Annotated in this window: 18 protein-coding genes; 10 read left to right on the top strand and 8 right to left on the bottom strand. The window is 71.1% G+C overall.

Annotated elements, in window-relative coordinates:
- Positions 1–114: 114 nt before the first annotated feature.
- Both ACIBVN_RS39815 and ACIBVN_RS39810 read left to right on the top strand, forming a co-directional pair.
- Entirely contained in the window at positions 115–1,032 is a 918-nt protein-coding gene (locus ACIBVN_RS39815) for a hypothetical protein (RefSeq protein WP_397145465.1), read from the top strand.
- A gap of 29 nt (positions 1,033–1,061) precedes the next feature.
- A complete protein-coding gene (locus tag ACIBVN_RS39810) occupies positions 1,062–1,583 on the top strand; it encodes a DNA-3-methyladenine glycosylase I (RefSeq protein ID WP_397145492.1) in 522 nt (173 codons plus the stop codon).
- On the opposite strand, the gene ACIBVN_RS39805 is transcribed toward ACIBVN_RS39810, so the two are convergent.
- The 3 genes from ACIBVN_RS39805 to ACIBVN_RS39795 are packed head-to-tail and all read right to left on the bottom strand — an operon-like array spanning position 1,543 to position 5,425.
- Complete coding sequence (locus ACIBVN_RS39805) at positions 1,543–3,879, bottom strand: polysaccharide lyase 8 family protein (protein ID WP_397145464.1); 2,337 nt, start codon at positions 3,877–3,879, stop codon at positions 1,543–1,545. The genes ACIBVN_RS39810 and ACIBVN_RS39805 overlap by 41 nt on opposite strands.
- Complete coding sequence (locus tag ACIBVN_RS39800; protein WP_397145463.1) at positions 3,876–4,652, bottom strand: enoyl-CoA hydratase/isomerase family protein; 777 nt, start codon at positions 4,650–4,652, stop codon at positions 3,876–3,878. The genes ACIBVN_RS39805 and ACIBVN_RS39800 overlap by 4 nt, the downstream gene beginning before the upstream one ends.
- Complete coding sequence (locus tag ACIBVN_RS39795) at positions 4,649–5,425, bottom strand: PaaX family transcriptional regulator C-terminal domain-containing protein (RefSeq protein WP_397145462.1); 777 nt, start codon at positions 5,423–5,425, stop codon at positions 4,649–4,651. Before ACIBVN_RS39795 ends, ACIBVN_RS39800 begins: the two co-directional genes overlap by 4 nt.
- Before the next feature lie 181 nt (positions 5,426–5,606).
- Between ACIBVN_RS39795 and ACIBVN_RS39790 the strand changes: the two genes are divergently transcribed.
- Positions 5,607–5,774 (top strand): DUF3117 domain-containing protein, encoded by a 168-nt coding sequence (locus tag ACIBVN_RS39790; RefSeq protein WP_020545024.1) that lies wholly within the window; start codon positions 5,607–5,609, stop codon positions 5,772–5,774.
- A gap of 78 nt (positions 5,775–5,852) precedes the next feature.
- Positions 5,853–7,256 carry a leucyl aminopeptidase gene (locus ACIBVN_RS39785; protein ID WP_397145461.1) on the top strand — a complete coding sequence of 468 codons (1,404 nt, stop codon included), beginning with the start codon at positions 5,853–5,855 and terminating at the stop codon, positions 7,254–7,256.
- Here ACIBVN_RS39785 and ACIBVN_RS39780 read toward each other — a convergent pair.
- Positions 7,253–7,891, bottom strand: coding sequence for an O-methyltransferase (locus tag ACIBVN_RS39780; RefSeq protein WP_397145460.1), 639 nt, complete (start codon positions 7,889–7,891; stop codon positions 7,253–7,255). The two genes, ACIBVN_RS39785 and ACIBVN_RS39780, sit on opposite strands and share 4 nt — an antisense overlap.
- 170 nt (positions 7,892–8,061) lie before the next feature.
- On the opposite strand from ACIBVN_RS39780, the gene sigE reads away from it, so the two are divergent.
- From sigE to ACIBVN_RS39760, 4 genes are all read left to right on the top strand, one after another.
- Positions 8,062–8,694, top strand: coding sequence for an RNA polymerase sigma factor SigE (gene sigE, locus ACIBVN_RS39775; protein ID WP_349448542.1), 633 nt, complete (start codon positions 8,062–8,064; stop codon positions 8,692–8,694).
- Positions 8,694–9,215 carry an anti-sigma factor family protein gene (locus ACIBVN_RS39770; RefSeq protein ID WP_397145459.1) on the top strand — a complete coding sequence of 174 codons (522 nt, stop codon included), beginning with the start codon at positions 8,694–8,696 and terminating at the stop codon, positions 9,213–9,215. Before sigE ends, ACIBVN_RS39770 begins: the two co-directional genes overlap by 1 nt.
- Before the next feature lie 167 nt (positions 9,216–9,382).
- The gene (locus tag ACIBVN_RS39765; protein ID WP_397145458.1) at positions 9,383–11,029 is read left to right on the top strand and encodes a trypsin-like peptidase domain-containing protein; all 1,647 of its coding nucleotides are present in this window, start codon (positions 9,383–9,385) and stop codon (positions 11,027–11,029) included.
- A 166-nt stretch (positions 11,030–11,195) separates the two neighbouring features.
- A complete protein-coding gene (locus ACIBVN_RS39760; RefSeq protein ID WP_397145457.1) occupies positions 11,196–11,558 on the top strand; it encodes a sec-independent translocase in 363 nt (120 codons plus the stop codon).
- Positions 11,559–11,718: 160 nt separating this feature from the next.
- Here ACIBVN_RS39760 and ACIBVN_RS39755 read toward each other — a convergent pair whose 3' ends face one another.
- A complete protein-coding gene (locus ACIBVN_RS39755) occupies positions 11,719–12,852 on the bottom strand; it encodes an Mrp/NBP35 family ATP-binding protein (protein WP_397145456.1) in 1,134 nt (377 codons plus the stop codon).
- A gap of 160 nt (positions 12,853–13,012) precedes the next feature.
- On the opposite strand from ACIBVN_RS39755, the gene ACIBVN_RS39750 reads away from it, so the two are divergent.
- Positions 13,013–13,474 (top strand): MarR family winged helix-turn-helix transcriptional regulator, encoded by a 462-nt coding sequence (locus tag ACIBVN_RS39750; protein WP_397145455.1) that lies wholly within the window; start codon positions 13,013–13,015, stop codon positions 13,472–13,474.
- Here the strand turns inward: ACIBVN_RS39750 and ACIBVN_RS39745 are convergent.
- Both ACIBVN_RS39745 and ACIBVN_RS39740 read right to left on the bottom strand, forming a co-directional pair.
- A complete protein-coding gene (locus ACIBVN_RS39745) occupies positions 13,458–13,925 on the bottom strand; it encodes a DUF1003 domain-containing protein (protein WP_397145454.1) in 468 nt (155 codons plus the stop codon). The genes ACIBVN_RS39750 and ACIBVN_RS39745 overlap by 17 nt on opposite strands.
- Entirely contained in the window at positions 13,915–15,123 is a 1,209-nt protein-coding gene (locus ACIBVN_RS39740; RefSeq protein ID WP_397145453.1) for a magnesium transporter MgtE N-terminal domain-containing protein, read from the bottom strand. The genes ACIBVN_RS39745 and ACIBVN_RS39740 overlap by 11 nt, the downstream gene beginning before the upstream one ends.
- 96 nt (positions 15,124–15,219) lie before the next feature.
- Between ACIBVN_RS39740 and ACIBVN_RS39735 the strand changes: the two genes are divergently transcribed.
- A complete protein-coding gene (locus ACIBVN_RS39735) occupies positions 15,220–16,173 on the top strand; it encodes an EamA family transporter (protein ID WP_397145452.1) in 954 nt (317 codons plus the stop codon).
- Positions 16,174–16,183: 10 nt separating this feature from the next.
- On the opposite strand, the gene ACIBVN_RS39730 is transcribed toward ACIBVN_RS39735, so the two are convergent.
- Positions 16,184–16,561, bottom strand: coding sequence for a hypothetical protein (locus ACIBVN_RS39730; protein WP_349448551.1), 378 nt, complete (start codon positions 16,559–16,561; stop codon positions 16,184–16,186).
- Between the last annotated feature and the right edge of the window lie 33 nt (positions 16,562–16,594).

Below are 16,594 nucleotides of genomic sequence, written 5' to 3'. Positions count from 1 at the left end.
CCGGGGAGACACGAGCTGCGGCAAGTGCGGAGCTGATGCCCTGATCGTAAGTACGGAATGCGCCACTTGTCGCGGACCGCTGAACGCGGTCCGCCATGTGAGTACGATGCCAATGTGCTGGTCATACTCGCCATCGCCGCCATCGCCATACTGGCCTGCGTGGTCCTGGTCTCCATCGGCAGGGGCGGTGAGCTGACCGAGTTCCCGCCCGATGTCCCGCCGCTCGACCTGCCCGAGCCCGGGCAGCTCACCGCGGTCGACTTCATGGCGCTCCAACTACCGGTCAACCTGGTCGGCTACCACACGGCGAGCGTCGACGAGACCCTGCGCAGGGCCGCCAACGCCATCAGCGCGCGGGACACCAGGATCGCGGTGCTGGAGCAGCGGGTCTCGGAGCTGCTGGCCAGCCGGCTGCACGCGCGCCAGGAGGTCTACGCGGCGCCGGGGGCAGGTCCCCGCACCGAGCACTCGCCGGAGCCGCCGGCTGTCGCCCGCGAGCTGCCGGAGTCGGGCGACCCCGTGTCGTCCAGCGGGGCCACGATCTCCTGGGACGGCACCGCCGACCTGCGACGCCCGCCGGAGGACCCGGAGTGGCGGATCCCGCAGGGCGACGACGCGACCGCCCAGGAGGAGGCAGAGGCGAGCGAGCTCACCGACGCGGAGGCTCCCGCCGAGGAGGCCGCCGCCGCGGAGGCTCCCGCCGAGGAGGCCGCCGCCGCGGAGGTTCCCGCCGAGGAGGCCGCCGCCGCGGAGGTTCCCGCAGAGGAGGCTGCCGCCGATGAGCCTGCCGCTGACGCGGAGGCTCCCGTTGACGAGTCCGCCGCCGTCGGGTCCTCCGACGACGAGCACGGCGACCAGGGTGACCGTGGCGTTGGTGAGCCCGAGGACGAGCTCAAGCCCGACGAGTCCGTCGACGACGATCCCGACGAAGTGCAGAGCGGCGAGAACGACCGCAAGACGGCGGACGAGCCTCAGGACGCCGGGGAGGCCGTACCCGTCGCGCAGGGCAAGGACGGGGACGAACGCCCGTGACCGAGCCGATCCGATGCACCTGGACCGGCATGGCGGCGGACCCGATGTACATCGCCTACCACGACGAGGAGTGGGGCCGCCCGGTCAGAGGCGATGACGCGGTCTTCGAGCGCGTGGCGCTGGAGGGGTTCCAGTCGGGCCTGTCGTGGCTGACAATCCTCCGCAAGCGGGACAATTTCCGCGCCGCCTTCGACCGCTTCTCCATCCCCAAGGTCGCGTCCTACACCGAGCAGGACGTGGAGCGCCTGCTCGGCGACGCGGGAATCGTACGCAACCGGGCCAAGATCGAGGCCGCGATCAGCAACGCCAGGGCCGCCATGGACCTGCCGGAGGGCCTGTCGGACCTGGTGTGGCGCTTCGCCGACCCCGACGCGCCCGTGCCGAGCACGATGGCCGACGTGCCCGCGACCACGCCGGGCTCCAAGGCGCTGGCCAAGGAGCTGAAGAAGCGCGGCTTCAGGTTCGTCGGCCCGACCACGGTCTATGCGTTGATGCAGGCCATCGGCCTGGTCAATGACCATATCGAGGGCTGCGTGGCTCGTTCACGCTGAGCTCGGCCGTGTGGGTCCGCCCGAGCGACCCGCCGAGCTCGACGGTGACGGCGGGCCGGCGCCCGGGCCGCACCGAGACGGTGCCGTCCGCCCTGACGACGCCGCGTGCCGGGCGGTCCAGCGTCAGCGTCACCGTGTCCACGGTCCTGCTGGGATCGGCCACGGCCAGGAAGACCCGCCCACCGGCCCGCCGTACGAGCACCGCGCAGGGCGCGTCCGCGCTGACGCCCTCGACGGCGCCCGCCGCCCAGAACGTGGCCGCCACCAGCTCCCGGTTCCGTACGGCCTGCACCAGGGGCGTGTTGGCCACCACCCGCACGGGACGCGAGCCGCGGAACCTCCGCGTCCGCTCGCGTGAGGCCCCGGGCAGCACCACGTAGGCGTAGGAGGCGTTCACGGGGTCCACGCCGTGGTCGAACCAGAAGGTCACGTACCGCCGCGTGACGGGGTCGGCCGCGCCGCATGTGTCGTCGCCCTGGTTGATCTCGCGCCACGTGCCGGTACGCGTCTCCACGAGGCTCATCGCCCCATCCATCACGTAGCCGCCGACGCCCGGCAGGTGCGCCCAGCCGTCCCCCAGGTACGGCTCCGCGTCCGTGGCCCGGTTCTCCACCACGGACTCGACCACGCTGCCGTCGGAGCCGGTGATGCCGCTGCCCAGCGCCACCACGGCCGTGTCCAGGCAGAACCACGACTTGCGGGCCCGCGGGCCGCCTCCGTCGCCGGCCAGCTCCATGGCGGCGGCGCCGTACCGGCCGTCGAGGACCGCCCCGCCCGCCCACGCGTTGGCCGGGCAGTAGGCGCTGAAGGACAGGTCCTCGCGGTCGCGGGTGCCGACGGTGATGCCCGGCAGCCGGTACGGGTCCACCGTCGGCCAGAAGTCCTCGCCGAACTGGCCCAGATCGCCCGTGTAGAGGTAGGTCATGCCGTCGCCGGTGTACCAGCCGCGCAGGTTCTCCCAGTTGATCGCCTCGTACGCGGCGACGCGCCGCGACGAGAGGCTGATCGCGAACGACCAGCCGGGCCGCCGGTGCACCACCCGGTCCATCGACGGGAACACGAAGTGCCCGACCGGTCCCGTCGCCGCCTCGATGGTCTGGTCGTCCAGCACCGCGACCGCCCGCCGGGTCTCCGGCACGTCCGCGTGCTCCAGGTAGGGGCGGTTCGTGCCGCGCTCGATCCACCCTTTGGCCAGCTCGCGGAACCGGCGCGCGTACGGCTCTGGCGCGCTCCGCGCGAGCAGCAGGACGGCCCCGATCGCGCCATGACCGGCCACGGCGTCGGAGCAGGCCTGCCGCGTGGCCGCTCGCCCCCTCACGGTGTCCATCAGCAGCCCGTCGTGCACGAACGGGGCGAAGGACCCCTCGACCGCGTCCAGCACCACGCGCCGCCCTGGATCGTCCACCCCCCAGGGCGAGCCGTCGAGCAGCGCGAGCGTCTCGGCGACCGCGATGAGCAGCGACAGGCCGTAGGAGCCGGTGTAGGCGACGCACTCGTGCTGGATGAACGACCCGTCGCGGTAGAAGCCGTCACCGGACTCGGCGTAGCCGAACACGCTGCGGCGCCCGCCGTCCCGCGCGCCCGACAGGCCGTCGCGGGCCAGCGCCAGCTTGGCCGCGCTGCGCCCGGCGATCCCGCGGAAGGCGACGATGGACGCCTTGTCCGCCCGGTTCGCACCGCTCTCGGACACCTCGGGATGACGGGTACGGCGGTCGGCGTCCGGGCAGAACCGGTCGATCGCCCGCAGGTACGCCTCCAGCCTGGCCGCGTCGAGCCGCTCCCCGAGCAGCACGCACGTTCGGCTCAGGTGGGCCGGCGTGCCGATCTCCCAGAACCACCAGTTGCCCGTCTCGGGCAACTGCTCGTTGTAGTGGCGCTCGTAGAGCACGTCGAGCGCGTCCACCACTCGCGCCGCGACGGCGTCGTCGCCGTGCTGTGCGGTGCCCGGCGTGGCCCAGGCTGTGGCGATCCGGCGGAGGCGGCCGTAGCTGCCAGTCACGTCCCCAGGACGGCCGTCCAGCGGCAGGTCCGGCCAGAGCGGGCCGGCTCCTCTCCCGGCTCCTCCACCGGGCGACATCGAGGCCAGCCAGCCGCCTGCCGCCTCGCTCAACCTGGCCAGCGGTCCGGCGTAGACCGGGTCGCAGGCGTCGATGTCGCCACCGGTGAGCAGGCCGAGCGCGGTCGCCCGGAGCCCCTCGAAGGCGCCCGCCGGAGGCACGGAGCCGGACGCGGCGGCTGGAGGCGCCGCGCCGGGTCCGGCGGCCTGCTGCGCCGCCGGGTCTGGCGTGGACGTCACTCGGCGCGGAACGTCGGGCGTTCCTTGGCGAGGAAGGCGCGGGTGGCGTTCTGGTGGTCCTGGGTGGCGGCGCATTCGTCCTGGAGGTCGGCCTCCATGGCCAGCGAGTCGGAGAGCGAGTGCGTCGCGGCGTAGGCCAGCGCCCGCTTGGTGGCGGCGTAGGCCAGGGTGGCGCCGTGCGCGAGGCGTGCGGCGAGCTCCTGGGCGGTCTTCAGCACGTCGTCAGCGGGGACCACGCGCGTGACCAGGCCCAGCTCCAGGGCGCGGGCCGCGTCGAGCGGCTCGCCGAGCAGCATCAGCTCGGCCGCGCGACCCCGGCCCACCAGCCGCTGCAGCGTCCACGAGGCGCCCGAGTCGGGGGCCAGGCCGATGCCGGAGAAGGCCAGTGCGAACTTTGCCTTCTCCGAGGCCACCCGCAGGTCGCAGGCGAAGGCCAGGGACGCGCCCGCCCCGGCCGCGACGCCGTTGACCGCGGCCACCACCGGCTTGGGCATGGTGGTGATCAGCTCGACGATCGGGTTGTAGTGCACGCGCACGGTGTCGGCCAGGCCGCGGCCCGCCTCCAGGTTGTCCGCGTGCTCGCGCAGGTCCTGGCCCGCGCAGAAGGCGCGCCCCGAGCCGGTGAGCAGCACGGCCCTGACCTCGCGATCCTGCGCCGCCTCGCGCAGGGCGGCGAGGAGGCGGTCCTTGGTCTCGGCGGTCAGCGAGTTCATCGCTTCCGGTCGGTCGAGTGTGATGGTGGCGACGGCGTCGGCCACGTCATAGCGGATCAAATCAACTCCCTGTCGACGAACGCGGCGGCTGCGGGCAGCAGCCGGGCGGCCTCCTGCTCGAAGTAGGCCCTGGCCTTCTCACCCGGCCAGCCCGCCGGCAGCAACTCGGCCGGCAGACCCGGGTCACGGAACAGGAAGTTGCGCCAGCCGTGCACGAGCCTGCTCCTGGTGGCGAAGACCTGGTCCGCGGGAGCCCCATCGGGCAGCGTGCTGATCAGCGTGACAGCCTCCGTCAGCCATTGCTCGTACGCCTCGCCGATGGCGTCCAGATCCCATGCCCTGGCCACCAGCTCGCGCGGGTCGCCCTCGAGCGCCGAGTCGAACCGGTCGGCCCGCACGCCCTCGCTTTCCAGCAAGTTGTCCAGCTCTATCGAGGACCGTGGACCGAGCCACGTGGTCTCCGACAGCGACGCGTACCCGAGGAACGCCAGATCGGCCCTGAGCCGCTCCCTGCGCGGCCGCTCCTTGACCGGCCCGAAGACGATCAGATGCCACCGGCCGTGCCACTGCAATGTCCCGGCTCGGTAAATTCTCAGCGCGGCCTCGTCCAGGCGCCTGACGCACTTCGGCGTGAGCCCGTAGCCGGCTCCCTGCGGCAGCCTGATCGGTTTCAGCCACCCTTGACGCACCATGCGCGAAACGGCGGTGCGGACGGCGGGAGCCGCTATATCCAGGGGTTTCATGAGCCTCACGAGCGCGGCGACGGACGCCTGTCCACCGCGCGAGCGCAGGTGGTCTCCGTAGAGATCGAACAGAGCGGCGCGAGCGTGCACGAAGTCCAGTTTGGACGTCAACGCACGTCTCGACAACGCATTCTGGGAGGAGATCGTTACCCATGAGCGCTCTCGATGCGGGAGAATAGGACATCACAGAAGACGTGAATGCGCCGACCACCCCCCATGGGCGGTCGGAAATCGCGGGCCGCGGGAGCCCAAGGCAGGAAGGGATGCACGCATGGCGGCGATGAAGCCGCGGACCGGCGATGGTCCGCTCGAGGTCACCAAGGAAGGGCGCGGCATTGTCATGCGGGTCCCCCTCGAGGGTGGCGGCCGGCTCGTCGTGGAGATTTCCGCCGACGAGGCAAAGGCGCTCGGCGAGGCGTTGAAAAACGTCGTCGGCTGAGAGCTCCCGTTCGACAGTTTGGTCCACGACCCTGGCGTAATCCGGCGCCAGGGTCGCTGACGTTTGAGGAGAGATCCCGTGCCCATTGAGACCACTGCGTCGGTGGTCGCCGAGGTTCCCGACGGCGCCGAGTTCCTGGCCGTCCCCTACGCCTCCGACCTCAGCCCGGAGGTCGAGCTGCACCTGCCGGTGACCGATCTGCTGGCCCACTACGAGGCCAAGGGCGAGGCGGGGGAGATCGTCGAGGTTCCCGTGGCACGGGCCGGCGGCGTCGGCCGTGTTCTGCTCTACGGCGTCGGCGACGGCACGCCGCGTGCCCTGCGCAAGGCCGGCGCCGCGCTGGCCCGCAGAGCCAAGGGCAGGGACACGCTGACCGTGGTGGCGCCCGAGGGTGACGTGGCGGCGTTCGCCGAGGCGGCGTTGCTGGCGGCGTACTCGTTCAAGATCGGTAGTGAGGGCAAGAAGCCGGTGCGGGCGCTGGCGTTCGCGGGCGCCGACGCGGAGCAGGTGCGGCGCGCGCAGGTCGTGGCGCGGGCGGTGGCGCTCGCGCGCGACCTGGCCAACACGCCCTCGTCCGTCAAGAACCCCGCCTGGCTGGCCGAGCAGGCCGCCGAGCGCGGGGTGCCCGTGCGGGTCTGGGACGAGGAGCAGCTCCAGGCCGACGGGTTCGGCGGCATCCTCGCCGTCGGGAGGGGCTCGGCCAGCCCGCCCAGGCTCATCCAGCTCTCCTACACGCCCGCCGAGCCGGCCGACCGGCACGTGGTGCTGGTCGGCAAGGGGATCACGTTCGACTCGGGCGGGTTGTCGCTCAAGCCGACCGAGAACATGAAGACCCAGAAGACCGACATGGCGGGCGGCGCCGTCGTGATCGCCGTGCTCGGCGCGCTGGCCGAGCTGGGCGCCCCCGTACGGGTCACCGGGCTGATCGCCTCCGCTGAGAACATGCCTTCCGGCACGGCCCAGCGGCCCAGCGACGTGATCAAGCACTACGGCGGGCGCACGGTCGAGGTGCTCAACACCGACGCCGAGGGGCGGCTGGTGCTGGCCGACGCGCTCGCCTACGCAGACGCCGTGCTCGACCCCGACGCGGTGGTGGACATCGCCACCCTCACCGGGGCGATCACGGTGGCGCTCGGCCGCAACGTGGGCGCCGTCTACGCCTCCGACGACGTGCTGGCCAAGCAGCTGCTCGAGGCCGCGGAGACCAGCGACGACCGGCTGTGGCGGATGCCGCTGATCGAGGAGTACAAGCCCGCGCTGGACTCGTCGATCGCCGACCTGGCCAACGTCGAGTCGGGGTCGAGGTTCGGAGCCGGGTCGATCACGGCGGCGCTGTTCCTCCGGGAGTTCGCGGGGCGGCGTCCGTGGGCGCACCTCGACATCGCCGGCGTCGGGCGCAGCACGGTGGACGAGGGCACGCTCACCAAGGGCGCCACCGGGTTCGGCGTACGCCTCCTCCTGGAGTGGCTCACCCGCGCCTAGTCGGCGATCTTGATCGCGGCGAGCAGGCCGTCGCCCAGCGGCATGAGCACCGAGCGCAGGCGGTCGTCCGACTGCACCAGCTTGCCCACCTCGCGCAGCGCCACCGTGTCGGTGTCGCGCTGCGCCGGGTCGGCCACCCGGTTGCGCCACAACATGTTGCCGAAGGCCAGGATGCCGCCCACGCGGAGCAGGCGGATCGCCTCTGCCAGGTAGTCGGTGTACTCCTGCTTCGCGCCGTCGGCGAACACCAGGTCGTAGCCGCCGTCCGACAGCCGCGGCAGCACGTCGAGCGCCCGGCCCGAGATGAGCCGCACCCGCCCGCCGGAGAAGCCCGCCTCGGCGAACGCCTGTCTGGCCAGCCGCTGATGCTCCGGCTCGACGTCGACGCTCGTCAGCGTGCCGTCCGTACGCATGCCGCGTAGCAGCCACAGGCCCGAGACGCCGCAGCCCGTGCCGATCTCGACGACCGACTTGGCGTTGACGGCGGTGGCGAGGAAGCACAGAGCCGCCCCGCCTCCAGGAAGAATGGGTGTGGCCCCCATCTCCAGCCCGCGCTGTCGCGCGGCATGCAGGATCTCATCTTCCTGATGGAACTGCTCCGCATAGGCCAGAGTGGCCTCCACCGGACTGGTCATCGGCCGCCTCCCCCCACTTTCGTGCGATTGGTCCACGTGATTGGCACCGATCGCAGCCTAGGGGAGACGCGCCGGGACGGGAACTCAGGAGGCTCCTAAGGCGTTGCAGGTTTAGACGGGCTTTGCCGGTCCAAGGCAGCAGTACGCACGAAGGGACGAAACCAGGCACTATGGCGGTAGCGGTGGTCCCAGAGAGAGGAGTTCTGGTGGACGAAAGCGACCACCAGGCGGATACTCCCGTGTCGTCTGACTGGACTCCCCCCACGTGGGAGGAGGTCGTGCGGACGCATTCCGCGCGCGTGTATCGGCTGGCGTACCGGCTGACCGGCAACGTCCACGATGCCGAAGACCTGACCCAGGAGGTCTTCGTCCGGGTCTTCAGGTCGTTGTCGAGCTACACCCCCGGCACGTTCGAGGGGTGGCTGCACCGGATCACGACCAACCTGTTCCTCGACATGGCGCGGCGCAAGCAGCGCATCAGGTTCGAGGGGCTGGCCGACGACGCCGCCGAGCGGCTGCGCGGTCGCGAGCCGTCTCCGGCGCAGGCGTTCGACGACGCCCACCTGGAGCCCGACATCCAGGCCGCCCTTGACGCGCTCGCACCGGAGTTCCGGGCCGCGATCGTGCTGTGTGACATCGAGGGCCTGTCTTATGAGGAGATCGCGGCCACGCTCGGCGTCAAGCTGGGTACGGTCCGAAGCCGTATTCACCGTGGCCGGGCGCAGTTGCGGGAAGCACTCGATCATCGAGCCCCCCGTAATTCCCAACTCCCCCCGACCGTGATCCGTGGGGAGGACTTCTGATGGCTCATCTTGGAGAACGCGTTTCGGCGCTGGTGGACGGCGAGCTCAACCACACCGAACGCGAACGCGCGCTGGCTCACCTGACCTTCTGTGCTGACTGCAGGCGAGAGGTCGAGTCGATGCGGGCGCTGAAGTCGCGCCTGCGTTCGCTGGAAGGGCCGGCGATGCCGGCCGACCTGACGATGTCCCTGCTCCGGATGGCGGAGCCGGGAGGGCCGCTGCCACCGAGGGAGCGCCCTTTTCCTTCCCGCACGTTCGGCGGAGTGCCCATTCCTGGGCCGCACACCATCGCTCCGCTGGACAACCGCCCGCGCAGGGACGCCACTGGTGGGGGTTCGGGTCCGGGCCGCGGTAGGCGGCGCTCGACCTACGTGGCGGTCGGGGTGGTCTCGGCGGCCGTCGCGCTCGGCACCTTCTTCGCGGCCACCGGTGTCGGGCAGAACAACCCGGCGCCCCCGGTGGAGCTGTTCCAGCAGCCGCGGACCACACCGGCGAGCGCGCCTTCGACCGCCACGCCTTGACCTGCGCCTATGGCTGACAGGCCAGGACTTGGCGTACTCGGCGACGCATGGGGCATACGATCTGGTTTCGGGATTTGTTACAAGGTGTTCGTGACAAATGCTTTATAACCCTCGTATGCCGCAAGAGCGAGGATTGCGGTGGCCGAGCCAAGGAGTGGTGACATTAGATGACCGACGAGACGCGCCCCACCGAAGGACGCACGCCGTCGGACTCCCCCGAACCACAGGGGCGGCCGGACTTCCTGCCCGCGGACGATTCGCCTGAACAACAGGATCGGCGGCCGGAGCCGCCCGCCTCGTTCGGCACCTCTTGGGGCGATCCGTCGGGCCGCCCCGCCTCTGGGGTGCCGCCTTACGGCGGTTCGCCACCAAGCGGCCCTTCCTACGGCGCCCCGCCGTTCACCAGCCCTTCGTTCAGCGCCCCGACCTCTTACGAGAGCCCCTCGTACGGCGGTTCCTACGAGAGCCCCTCGTACGGAGGCGGAGGCTCTTACGAAAGCGGCGCATCCTTCGTCGGCGGCCCGGACAACGGGACGCGCGCCTACGAGGCCCCGCTGTTCGGCGGCCCGCCTCCGTCCGGTCCCTCAGGTGGCGGCACGCCTCCGCCACCGCCGCGACAGGCGCTCCCCATGGGCGCGGGCTGGGCGCCGCCGCCCCCGGGCATGCAGGGCTCTCCAGGGCCCAGGCGCGCGCCGAGCACCGTCCTGCTCGTCTCGACCGCCCTGACCATCGCGCTGGTGGCCTCGCTGCTCGGCAGCGTCGGCACCTACCTGCTCACCAGGTCGAGCGACGGCAACGACCCCTCCTACAGCCTCGGCCCCCTGCCGACGACCGGCGCGACGAACCGGGAGCCGGGCTCGGTGGCGGGCGTGGCCGCGCGGGTGTTGCCCAGCGTGGTCTCGATCGAGGCCGGCACGACCACCGAGGGCGCGTCCGGATCCGGCTTCCTGATCAAGAACGGCTACGTGGTGACCAACAACCACGTCGTCGCGCTGGCCGCCAAGGGCGGCGAGATCCGGATCATGTTCAACAACCGGAAGACCACCTCGGCCCGCATCGTGGGCCGCGACCCCGGCTCCGACCTGGCCGTGGTGAAGCCGGAGGACACGTTCGGGACGCCGGAGATCACCCTCGGCAACTCCGACCAGGTCGTGGTCGGCGACCCGGTGATCGCGATCGGCTCCCCGCTGGGCCTGACGGGCACGGTGACGACCGGCATCGTCAGCTCGCTCAACCGTCCGGTCATCGCGGGCGACGAGTCCGGTGCCAGCGCCGAGGAGACCGCGTACATCAGCGCCATCCAGACCGACGCCGCCATCAACCCCGGCAACTCGGGCGGGCCGCTGGTGAACGGCAAGGGCGAGGTCGTCGGCGTGAACTCGGCCATCGCCACCCTCGGCCGTTCTGAGGCCAGCCAGAGCGGCAGCATCGGCCTGGGCTTCGCGATCCCGGTCAACCAGACGCGGCGCGTGGCCGAGGAACTGATCACGACGGGTAAGGCCAAGCGCCCCAAGATCGGCGTCGTCCTGGACAAGGACTACAAGGGTCAGGGTGTGAAGATCGCCTCGGGGCCGAGTGGGGGACGCCAGCCGGTGGACGCCAACGGGCCTGCCGACAAGGCCGGTCTGAAGGCGGGCGACGTGATTCTGGAGATCGACGGGCTGACCCTGCAGGACGGGAACGAGCTGATCGCCCTGATCCGCAGCAAGGCGCCGGGCTCCAAGATCACCATCAAGTACCAGCGCGCCGGCCAGGACCGCACCGCCACCCTGACCGTTATGGCCGAGGACGAGCCGACCCCGACCCCGTCTTGATCCTTCTTGCGACTGCGGCGCTCGCGCCGCAGTCGCCCGGCAGGGTGTATGACGGGAATGTCGGCGATATGACCGGAGGGGACTGACCGACCTACCCAGAGAAGCCCTTAGTCTGTGGATAGGCCGGGGGTGTCCTCGGAAGGCTGGACTGCGGTAGGAGCTCACGGTGTTCGGACTCGGGTGGATGGAGATCGGAGCGCTGATCGTCATCGCGCTGCTCGTCTTCGGTCCCGACAAGTTGCCTCAGGCCGCCTCGCAGGCAGGCAAGACGCTGCGCAATCTGCGCCGGATGGCCAACAACGCACGTGACGACCTGAGGACCGGTCTGGGCCCGGAGTTCGCCAACTTCGACCCCGCCGACCTCAACCCGCGAAACTTCGTCCGCAAGCACCTCCTCGACGACCTCGAGGACGACTGGAACAACAAGCCCCGTGAGCTGGAGCCCGCCACGACGGCTCCGTACGTCCCCGAGCCGGTGGACGAGCTGGGTTACGGCGAAGTGCCCCCATACGACGCAGAAGCGACCTGACGCCGACTCTTGGCGCCCACCTACCCACCGACCCTCAAACCCGCCCATATGGCCTTCTGAGGCCCTCAGGGCCCTCTACAGCGGCCCGGCGCCCCCGGTGGAAGGGGCCGGCGGGTGGGTGCCCGCCGTGCGCGGCCGTAGAGGACCCTGACGGGGGACGTCAGCGGGGGGCGAGGCCCAGGTGGAGGCCCTTGAGGCTGGTGGAGCGCTTGCTCAGGCTCGAGGCGATCTTCCGGAGCTCGGTGGCGGCGGGGGAGTCGGGCTCGGTCAGGACCAGGGGCTTGCCCTCGTCGCCGCCCTCGCGGAGCCGGAGGTCGATCGGGACCTGGCCCAGCAGCGGGACGCGCGCTCCCAGCGTGCGGGTCAGCGCGTCGGCGACCGTCTGGCCACCGCCCTCGCCGAACACCGCGATGCGCTCGTCGCAGTGAGGACACGGCAGCCAGGCCATGTTCTCGATGACGCCGGCGATCTGCTGGTGCGTCTGCGCGGCGATGGAGCCCGCCCGCTCGGCCACCTCCGCGGCGGCCATCTGCGGCGTCGTCACGACCAGGATCTCCGCGGTCGGCAGCCGCTGCGCCACCGAGATCGCGATGTCGCCGGTGCCCGGAGGCAGGTCGAGGAGGAGTACGTCGAGGTCGCCCCAGTAGACGTCGGCCAGGAACTGGTGGAGCGCCCGGTCGAGCATCGGCCCGCGCCAGACCACCGGCGTGTTGCCCTCCGGCTTGAACATCCCGACCGAGATGACCTTGATGTCATGGGCCACCGGCGGCATGATCATGTCCTCGACCTTGGTGGGCCGCTCGTCGGCGCCCAGCATGCGAGGGATGCTGTGGCCGTAGATGTCGGCGTCGACGATGCCGACCTTCATGCCGTTGGCGGCCATCGCGGCGGCCAGGTTGACCGTCACGGAGGACTTGCCGACCCCGCCCTTGCCGCTGGCCACCGCGAACACGCGGGTCAGCGAGCCCGGCTGGTTGAACGGGATCTCCTTCTCCGGCCCGCGGTTGCCCCGCAGCTTGGTCTGGAGAGCCTTGCGCTGCTCGGTGCTCATGACGTCGAGCTCGATCTGAACGCCCGTCACGCCGTCCAGCTTGGCGACGGCGTTAGTGACGTCACGGCGGATGGTGTCCTTCAGCGGACACCCCGCCACGGTCAGGAAGACGCCCACGCGCACCACGCCGTCGGGAGCGATATCGATGCTCTTGACCATGTCGAGGTCCGTGATCGGCCGACGGATCTCGGGGTCGATGACGGTGGCGAGGGCGGCCGTCACCTGTTCCTGGGTTAGTGCCATCGAAGTCTCGGCACGAGGGAGTGCCGTCCCTCCTTTGTAGGTATATGTGTGACAGGCGCGGGACGCCAGTGAGGATGCCCCTCCATGGTATGAACCGAAGGCCTCGCTGAGTTAATCCGTGCTGTTAGATGTCTGTGCAACAACGTCTTAAGGTTACTCCGTGACTCTCCTGCGCGACGAGGGCCTGACCGCCGAGGAGCTGGCGGTCTGGCGGATGTTGCAGCGCGCCCAGGTGCGCATCACCCGCCACCTGGAGGGCGAGCTGCTCGTCGCCCACGACCTGCCGCTGGCCTCGTACGAGGTGCTCATGCAGCTGGCCGAGGCGCCCGGGCGGCGGCTGCGCATGAACGACCTCGCCGACCGCGTCCTGCTCTCCCGCAGCGGCCTGACCAGGCTGATCGACCGGTTGCAGCGCGACGGGCTGGTCTCGCGCGAGGCGTGCGCCGACGACGCCCGCGGGCTGTTCGCCGTGCTGACGGAGCACGGCGCGGCGCGGCTGGCCGAGGCGACGCCGACCTACCTGCGCGGCGTCAGGACCCAGTTCCTCGACCTGCTGGGCGCCGAGGAGCTCTCCCGCGTCCGGTCGATGGTCGCCAAGCTCGACGTCACCGGCGCTCCTTGAGCTCCTCCAGGAGCCGCCCGAGCTCCGCGCGCAGGTAGTCGCGCGTGGCCACCTCGTTCAGCGCCAGCCGCAGCCCCGCGATCTCCCTCGTCAGATACTCGATCTCGGCCTGGTTGCGCTCGGCGGCCTCGCGGTCCTGCTCGTACTGGATGCGGTCGCGGTCGCTCTGCCTGTTCTGGGCGAGCAGGATCAGCGGCGCGGCGTAGCTGGCCTGCAGCGACAACATCAGCGTGAGGAAGATGAAGGGGTACGGGTCGAACTTGAGGTTCGGCGGGGCGAGGACGTTCCAGGTCACCCAGACCCCCACGAACACGGTCATGTAGACGATGAATCGCGCGGTGCCGAGGAAGCGGGCGATCTGCTCAGAAAGGCGGCCGAACGCCTCGGGGTCGTAGTGCGGCCGCAGCGTGCGGCGCAGGGCGCGCGGCTGGTCCAGTCGTTCAGACGTCACGGTCGGCCCTCTCGCGCCAGTCCTCGGGAAGCATGTGGTCGAGCACGTCGTCGACCGTCACCGCGCCGACGAGCCGGCCAAGCTCGTCCACGACGGGGGCGGCGACGAGGTTGTAGTTGGCCAGGTAGTAGGTGACGTCGCGGAGCGAGAAGTCCGGCCTGATCGGGTCGATCGACGGGTCGATCACGCCGCCGAGCAGGGTGGACGGCGGCTCGCGCAGCAGCCGCTGGAAGTGTGAGACGCCCAGGTACGTGCCCGTCGGCGTCTCCGTGGGCGGCCGGGTCACGTAGACCTGGGCGGCGATGGCGGGCGTCAGATCCTGCTGCCTGATGTGGGCCAGCGCCTCGGCCACCGTGGCGGTGGGCGGCAGGATCACCGGCTCGCTGGTCATCACGCCGCCCGCGCTGGTCTCCGGGTAGGTCAGCAGGCGCCGGACCGGCTCCGCCTCGTCGGGCTCCATCAGCGCCAGCAGCCTGGCCGCCTGCTCCTCCGGCAGGTCGTGCAGCAGGTCGGCGGCGTCGTCGGGCCCCATCTCCTCCAGCACGTCGGCCGCCCGCTCGGGCTCCAGCGTGCCGAGGATGCCGATCTGGTCGTCGGGCGGCAGCTCCTCCAGCACGTCGGCCAGCCGGACGTCGTTCAGGGCGCGGGCGATCTCGATGCGCCGCTTGCTGGGCAGTTCGTGCAGCGCGCTGGCCATGTCGGCGGCCCGCAGCGACTCGAACGCGGCGATCAGCCGGGCGGCGCCCTGGTCCTGCTGCAGCTTGTCGAACCCGGACACCTCCTGCCAGCCGACGATCCGGGGCTCGCGCCGCCGGCCCTTGTAGAGAGCGACCTTGGTGATCTCCCAGGCGGACGGCTTGATCTCGTCCATGGCCACGTCGTAGACGGTCATGGGCTCGCCGTCGACCTCGACGGTCAGGTCCAGCATCTCGCCGACCACCAGCGTCTCGGTGGCGCGCTGCTCGAACCTGCGCATGTTGATCCGCCCGGTGAAGACCACGGCCCCCGCCTCGATGCGGCGTACCCGGGTGATGGGCAGGAACACCCTGCGGCGCGGCTGCACCTCCACGACCAGGCCGTGCACGGTGGGCCTGCGGCCGATGCGCAGGCCGACCACGACGTCCCTGACTCGGCCGATCTGGTCGCCAGCGGGGTCGAAGACCGGGGTCCCCGGCAGCCGGCCCACGAAGATCTGCACGTGGCCAGGCTAACAGTGCTCCTCCATTGCGCCCTTAACGCCTCACATGTCAGTATCCAACGTGCTTAACGGTGATTACTGGCCAGGTGGTGGGCTATGAGGTATGCCGGGCTCGGGCTCGCGTTCGTGTCCTCGTGGTGTTTCGCGTTCTCGGGGCCGATGGCCAGGTACCTCATCACGGCCGGGCTGGCGCCGATCGAGGCCGTCTGGACGCGGATGGCGGGCGCGGGGCTGCTGCTGGTCGCCGTGCTGGCCGTGGTCAAGCCGCGGGCGCTGCGGATCCCGAGATCGAGGCTGCCGTTCTTCGGGCTGTACGCGGTGATGGCGGTGGCCGGGGTGCAGTCGCTGTACTTCGTGGCGATCACCCGGCTGCCGGTGGGGATCGCGCTGCTGCTGGAGTTCATGGCGCCGGTGATGGTGGTGGCCTGGGTGCGGTTCGTACGGAAGGTACGGCTCGCGCGCGCCGCCTACATCGGGGCGGTCGTGGCCGTCGTGGGCCTCGGGATCGTCGTCGAGGCCTGGCAGGGGATGCGGCTGGACACGCTGGGCCTGCTGCTCGGGTTGCTGGCCGGGGCCTGCTGCGCCGGATATTTCCTGATGAACGATAGCTTCGGCGACGACGTGGACCCGCTCGGCCTGATCGCCTGGGGGATGGCGGGTGCGGCCGTGGTGCTGATCCCGTTCGCCCGGCCCTGGGACATCCCCTGGGACGCCTTCACGGCCACCGCCACGCCGGACGGCGGCCGGACGCTGCCGGTGCTGGGGGCGTACCTGTGGATGGTGCTGGTCGCGACCGTGATCGCGTACATCCTGGGGGTGAACGCCGTGCGGCGGCTGTCGGCCGCGGTGGGGGCCACGGTCGCGTCGCTGGAGGTGATCGGCGGCGCGGTGGTGGCCTGGGCGCTGGTCGGCGAGACGCTGGGCGTCTTCCAGATCGTGGGCGGCCTGCTCGTGCTGTCCGGCGCGCTGCTCTCCCAGACCGCGACCGCGAGCGCCCAGCCGTCACCGGCGGTGGAGCCCGGAGCGCGGCCCCTCGGCGTCGGCGGCTGAGACGCGCGACTCAGGTGGCCGGGACAGCCGGGGTCAGGCGCAGGACGGTGGAGTCGCGGGCCCAGCGCTCGGTCAGGTGCTCGCTGTCGCGGGCGTTGAGCCGCTCCTTGGCCAGCACCGCCACGGCGTCGGCCGCCGCGGCCTGGTCGACGACCGACACCGCCGCGTCGAACTCCACCAGCCGGGCGCCGTTGTCCTTGCTGCGCAGCGTGACGTGGACCTGGTCGAGGGCCTCCAGGCCGGGCAACTGCTGCTCCTCGCCCCCCGTCACCAGGTAGATCGCGCCGTCGTGCCAGGCGTGCCAGGCCAGGCGGGGGCGGTCGAGCGTGAGCCAGAGGATGCCGGACTTCTTGGCGCCCTCCTCGATGGCCGCGGCGTTGTCGGTCACATTCCCGACTGTAGCCCTCGCCGCCACCCGCCG

Source organism: Nonomuraea sp. NPDC049400, from assembly GCF_044466425.1.
Classification (GTDB): Bacteria; Actinomycetota; Actinomycetes; order Streptosporangiales; family Streptosporangiaceae; genus Nonomuraea.
Note: the sequence above shows the minus strand (reverse complement) of the source record. Positions and strands in the feature narration are given on the sequence as shown.

Bases quoted from the DNA above. Each gene is read 5' to 3' on its own strand.
- sigE (WP_349448542.1), top strand. From the start codon at position 8,062: ATGGCGGTAGCGGTGGTCCCAGAGAGAGGAGTTCTGGTGGACGAAAGC.
- ACIBVN_RS39755 (WP_397145456.1), bottom strand. From the start codon at position 12,852: ATGGCACTAACCCAGGAACAGGTGACGGCCGCCCTCGCCACCGTCATC.
- ACIBVN_RS39735 (WP_397145452.1), top strand. From the start codon at position 15,220: ATGAGGTATGCCGGGCTCGGGCTCGCGTTCGTGTCCTCGTGGTGTTTC.
- ACIBVN_RS39765 (WP_397145458.1), top strand. From the start codon at position 9,383: ATGACCGACGAGACGCGCCCCACCGAAGGACGCACGCCGTCGGACTCC.
- ACIBVN_RS39780 (WP_397145460.1), bottom strand. From the start codon at position 7,891: ATGACCAGTCCGGTGGAGGCCACTCTGGCCTATGCGGAGCAGTTCCAT.
- ACIBVN_RS39810 (WP_397145492.1), top strand. From the start codon at position 1,062: ATGGCGGCGGACCCGATGTACATCGCCTACCACGACGAGGAGTGGGGC.
- ACIBVN_RS39770 (WP_397145459.1), top strand. From the start codon at position 8,694: ATGGCTCATCTTGGAGAACGCGTTTCGGCGCTGGTGGACGGCGAGCTC.
- ACIBVN_RS39790 (WP_020545024.1), top strand. From the start codon at position 5,607: ATGGCGGCGATGAAGCCGCGGACCGGCGATGGTCCGCTCGAGGTCACC.